The following is a 5044-nucleotide window of genomic DNA, read 5'->3' as shown; positions in this document are numbered from 1 at the left end:
AGGCAGATTGACTTGTTGAACCATATCTTGTATTGTTCCCATGATATGAATAAGGCTCTGCGCCTTCGTATTGGATAGTGGTTGTGTAGGATTTTTACCTACAAGAATTTGATATGATATCCTACATCCTAATCAGGCATAGTCCTACAGGTTTCTTATTCCATTTGCCTTATTTTTGTAAGGGAAATGTGAAAATAAACACTTTCCTCCGTGAACCTGCTGTCCTCAGTAGGGAAACCTGTTAATTTAAATGCTAATCTTAGGAGAGAAATCATGCAACGATTCCTGCTGCCTGCTCTAATTCTCACGGGTGTCTTAACAGTAGCTATCATTGGCTGCGGAAAGGAACCCACCGATGGCTCCACGGACGCCAGGAATCCTGAGCTTAATGCGCCTCAAACCGTGCTTACGAAAGAGACCGACGTGATTTTTACTGGTGAGGAAGACCACTCCATCACGTTGCAGGCTGCCCAGGTGATGATGACCGCATTTCAAGACGATAATCCGTATAATGTCTATGCCTGGTATTTCAGTAAAGCGGCTGTCCAGAAACTACTCGCCCAGGAGGGCTGCGTGGGCATTCGCATTTACGGTGGGCTTAACCAGGATAATCAGTTCAGCCCGGTGGTGTTTGGAGTGACGGCCCCGGGGGATGATATCGGTGGTCGGCTGTCCAAAGCGCTATTGGATTCCACCGGGGTAGGGCCGATGGAGCAATCGATACCTTGTCCGCCATATTGCCTGTAAAGGGACTATATCAGCCCTCATGTGGCAACTTCCCTTTTTAGTTCACCTTAGTTATATATCAGGATTAGTACCTCTTGGGGCGGGTATCTATTTATGGCACCGGTCCACCCGCCCCATGAGGCTGCTCACCGGATTGCTTTTCTATGGTCTGTTAAATGACGTTGCTCTTGGTGTGCTTGCGTTGCGGCATGTCAACAATATGTTCCTATTGCACCTTTATACTCTCGTTTCCTATCTGCTGCTGGCCTTGCTTTTCGCGTATTGGCACCAAGGCCGCCCGGCCCGCTGTATGCGACTATCTATTCTTCTATTTTCTGCGATATACATTCTTCTGTTGGGAACTGGCTACGAAGAACTGCAGCTGCCCAACAAATACTCGCAGTCAATAAGAACTGTTTTTATTGCCTTTATCTCGCTGTATACTTTGTATACTATCCGCCGAGAGCGTGCGGACCCGCCTGCCCATCGAGATGAGCGTTTCTGGGTATCGCTAGGGGCTTTTATCAGCCAATCGGGCAATGTGCTTGTTTATGCCGCCATCCCGGTTTTTATTACCCATTCCCTCTGGCAGGTACATAACGCACTATCCATCGTCGGAAATATTCTCTACTTCGGAGCGTATTTATGTCTGCGCAGATAGACTTCCTGTGGGTCTTATTTGGCACCGTTGTAATAGCGGCGACGGTTATCACTTTAGCTATACATATGGTCATCAGCAGCAGGCGGGAGCTCGCCGAGCGCAGGCAGGCGGAAGAAGTCCTGCGAGAATCTGAGGAAAAATATCGCGCAGTTGTTGAACACTCACATAATGGCGTTATCATTGTTGACAATGCTTATCACATTGTTTTCGCTAACGATCAGCTATTTCAGATTCTTGGCTATTCGCGAGAGGAAATATTGGGTCATGATTTCAGGGATTTTCTCGATGGGGAGAGTAAAGCCCTGGTTTCTGAAAGATATCACCAGCGGCAACTAGGGGAGCCGGTCCCGTCCAGGTATGAAGTCGGTATTATCCGCAAAGATGCTAAAAAAAGGCGATTAGAACTGAGCGTTGCTATCATCCAGAATTCAGTCGGCCAAATAAAGACAGTTGCGCAGGTGCTGGATATTACCGACCGCAAACGGGCCGAAATGGCACTGCAGGAAAGCGAGGAACGTTATCGACTCCTGGTGGAACTCTCCCCGGATGTTATATTGGTTCATAAGAATGGTGAGATAATCTTTATCAATCCTGCTGGAGTGACCCTCATGGGTGCCGATAGTCCTGACCAGCTTATCGGCAGGAAGGTGGAGGAATTTATACACCCTGATAGCTTGGAGTCGGTCAAGAAAAGAATAGAGCAGGTTGAGGCCGGGCATACCGTCCCATTCATGGAGCAAAAACTGATCCGCTTGGATGGCACAATAATCGATGTGGAGACCTCCTTGGCTCCCTTTATTTACCACTGCGAACCTGCGATTCAGGTTGTGGCCCGGGACATCACCGAACGCAAAAAAACAGAGCAGGAAGTAAAACAATCCCATGAGCAGCTGCGAAACCTATCGGTGTATCTCCAATCGGTGAGGGAAGAAGAGAGGGGTGGAATAGCCCGTGAGATCCACGATGAACTGGGACAGGAACTGACCGCCCTGAAGATGGATCTTTCATGGCTGAGCAGCAAGCTGCAGCCAGATCAGAAGCCACTTCAGCAGAAGGCCAACGCTATGACTGAATTGACGAACTCCATGATTCAGACCGTGAAAAGGATTTCGTCCGAATTGAGACCGGCAGTGCTGGATGACCTGGGGGTGATAGCCGCCCTTGATTGGGAGATCGCGGAATTCTTCAAGCATACGGGGATCAGGTGTGCTCTGAAAGTTGAACCTGATGAATTCGATCTCGATCCCGACCGTTCTACGGCCGTATACCGTATCTTCCAGGAGGCCCTGACGAACATTGCACGCCATTCTCGTGCCACCGCGGTTGAAGCGATTCTGAAGGTGAGCCCGGACAGACTGGAATTGGAAATCAAGGACAATGGCATTGGCATCACGGAAGAACAAATCCACAGCCCGGATTCGTTTGGATTGATTGGCATCCGGGAAAGGGCTATGCAATTTGGGGGCGAAGCCCGGATAGAGGGAATAACAGGTGAAGGGACTAGCATAAGCGTAGCGCTCCTTTTGGATGATGAAGGGAATCACCATGATTAAAGTCCTGATCGCGGATGATCATACCATCTTTCGGGCCGGATTGAAACGAATCCTTGATGAAACCGACGGAATTGGGGTAGTTGATGAAGCCAGTGATGGAATGGCGGTATTGGCCAAACTAGGTCAAGCTCAATATGATGTAATCCTGCTCGATATCTCCATGCCTGGCCAGGGTGGTGTGGAAGTACTTAAGCAAATTAGGAATCTCTGGCCGAAACAGGCGGTCCTCATCCTGAGTATGCATCCAGAAGAGCAATATGCCCTTCGGGTTCTGAGGGCCGGCGCGTCAGGTTACCTGACCAAAGAGAGCTCTCCGGCGGAGCTGATCACTGCGATAAGAAAAGTGGCGAATGGGGGTCGATATATCAGCTCGAAACTGGGTGAGGAGTTGGCCCTGCGGCTGTCTAGGGAATTCAATATCCCCCGCCATGAGCAATTGTCTGATCGCGAATATCATGTCCTTCTCATGATTGCCGCTGGAAAAACCATTCGGGAGATCGCCAGAGATTTGTCCTTGAGTGAGAAGACCATCAGCACTTATCGGTTTCGGGTATTGGATAAAATGAGTATCAAATCCAACGTTGAATTGACTCACTATGCCATTCAACATGGACTCCTGAAGTAGGATATCTAATAGCCCTTCTCTTACCTAGCACTCTTAACCACTCACACCCTCACTTCTCATGTAAGATATGCACCTGCAGAATTGTAGGATAGATGCCTATAATATTTTAGCCCTTTCTGGCCGTTTTCGTGCTCCCGGGCCTTCCTGGCTGGTATCAGGCAGCGCCCACCTGGCCAGCGCTGACCACCGCCGCATCGGCCTGGCTGCCCTTATTTATCTTGCTTATCCTATTGACTCAATATAACATACAAAATCATAATGGGGTAGACCGTGGGGTAAAATAAATAGCTCTATTTCCGATGCTAATTCAGCGAACATATCCTTTACGCACATTATTCATTCCCCTAGCTCTCTTTCTGTATACCTGCGTTCTTGGCCTCTTTTCCAGCTGTGATGAGCCAGCCGTGCAGCCCTGGGAATGCCTCCAGGATACTACAAGCCACGACTTTGTTTGGGAGATTGATTCAATCGTCACTGATCTTGGCAGCCCGCGACCGGGTATTGGTTGGCTGAGTGACATGGCCGCCATTTCTGATGATGATATATGGCTGGTCGGTTTATTCTCTATGCCCGACACCAGCCAGTCCGGATCGGGAGATAATTCCTGTAATGCCATTCACTGGGACGGCGAGAAATGGAAAGCCCATAGGTTACTGGGACAAGATTCGAATGGAGACCTTTCCTTTAGTCAATTGAATAGCATCTATATGTTCTCCTCAAATGATATCTGGATTGCTTTTGGTGGTGCCTATGCCCACTGGGATGGACTCGAATGGCAGAGCAAGTTTTTCTGGGTCTGGGAAGGACGTTATGGAAATATCACTGAGATCTGGGGGGCTTCAGCGTTAGATCTCTACTTTGCACGGACTGATGGCAAGATCACTCACTACAACGGCTCGTCCTTTTCTGATATGGCTACAGGACTTAACTATACGATAATACGGATCCATGGCCTCGATAAAAAAAATATCTGGAGTGTCGCTTACTCAAATATAGGCGCAGGCGCAGGCATTCAAAATGCCGTGTTGGAGCACAAGAGAGATGGCAGCTGGGCCGAAATTCATCATCAAGATAGCTGGATGGAGAACTGGCCGCCGCGCGATTATAGTCGCCCCTCGGGAATATATAATACGACCTGGGCCTACGGTGATACGCTCTACCTGGGTTGCGCTAGCTTATGGAAGGAATCTATCTCCACCGGAGAGGGATATCTGACTAAACTCGAAGCCCTTGATTGGGATTTATATTATGGAATAGGATTTCTCGACGGTAACCACTGCAATGATGTTTTCGCCTTCCGGGTCCAGGGATTGGCGATGACCCACTATAATGGCGTGAATTGGAAACGGGATATTTCCCTTCAGAATCTTGATCCGGGACAATATTTCCTGATAACGGAAGTAGCCGTTATCGATAATATGGTTTTCATCGCCGGCTGGGACTTCAGGTCTGGCCACATTTTACTGATCAGAGGATATC

At 48.7% G+C, this 5044-nt stretch carries 5 protein-coding genes; all 5 read left to right on the top strand.

Features of this window, described 5'->3' with window-relative positions:
- Positions 1-273 precede the first annotated feature (273 nt).
- Positions 274-747 carry a hypothetical protein gene (locus ACETWG_08825; protein ID MFB0516695.1) on the top strand — a complete coding sequence of 158 codons (474 nt, stop codon included), beginning with the start codon at positions 274-276 and terminating at the stop codon, positions 745-747.
- Positions 748-862: 115 nt separating this feature from the next.
- A complete protein-coding gene (locus ACETWG_08820; protein ID MFB0516694.1) occupies positions 863-1387 on the top strand; it encodes a hypothetical protein in 525 nt (174 codons plus the stop codon).
- Entirely contained in the window at positions 1372-2940 is a 1569-nt protein-coding gene (locus ACETWG_08815; GenBank protein MFB0516693.1) for a PAS domain S-box protein, read from the top strand. Before ACETWG_08820 ends, ACETWG_08815 begins: the two co-directional genes overlap by 16 nt.
- Positions 2933-3565 (top strand): response regulator, encoded by a 633-nt coding sequence (locus ACETWG_08810; GenBank protein ID MFB0516692.1) that lies wholly within the window; start codon positions 2933-2935, stop codon positions 3563-3565. Before ACETWG_08815 ends, ACETWG_08810 begins: the two co-directional genes overlap by 8 nt.
- Before the next feature lie 518 nt (positions 3566-4083).
- On the top strand, positions 4084-5044 hold a 961-nt coding region (locus ACETWG_08805; GenBank protein MFB0516691.1), incomplete at its 3' end, for a hypothetical protein.

The organism is Candidatus Neomarinimicrobiota bacterium, assembly GCA_041862535.1.
Taxonomy (GTDB): Bacteria; Fidelibacterota; Marinisomatia; order SCGC-AAA003-L08; family TS1B11.
This window is presented reverse-complemented; position numbering and strand designations above follow the sequence as displayed.

Bases quoted from the DNA above. Each gene is read 5' to 3' on its own strand.
- ACETWG_08825 (MFB0516695.1), top strand. From the start codon at position 274: ATGCAACGATTCCTGCTGCCTGCTCTAATTCTCACGGGTGTCTTAACA.
- ACETWG_08820 (MFB0516694.1), top strand. From the start codon at position 863: ATGAGGCTGCTCACCGGATTGCTTTTCTATGGTCTGTTAAATGACGTT.
- ACETWG_08815 (MFB0516693.1), top strand. From the start codon at position 1,372: ATGTCTGCGCAGATAGACTTCCTGTGGGTCTTATTTGGCACCGTTGTA.
- ACETWG_08810 (MFB0516692.1), top strand. From the start codon at position 2,933: ATGATTAAAGTCCTGATCGCGGATGATCATACCATCTTTCGGGCCGGA.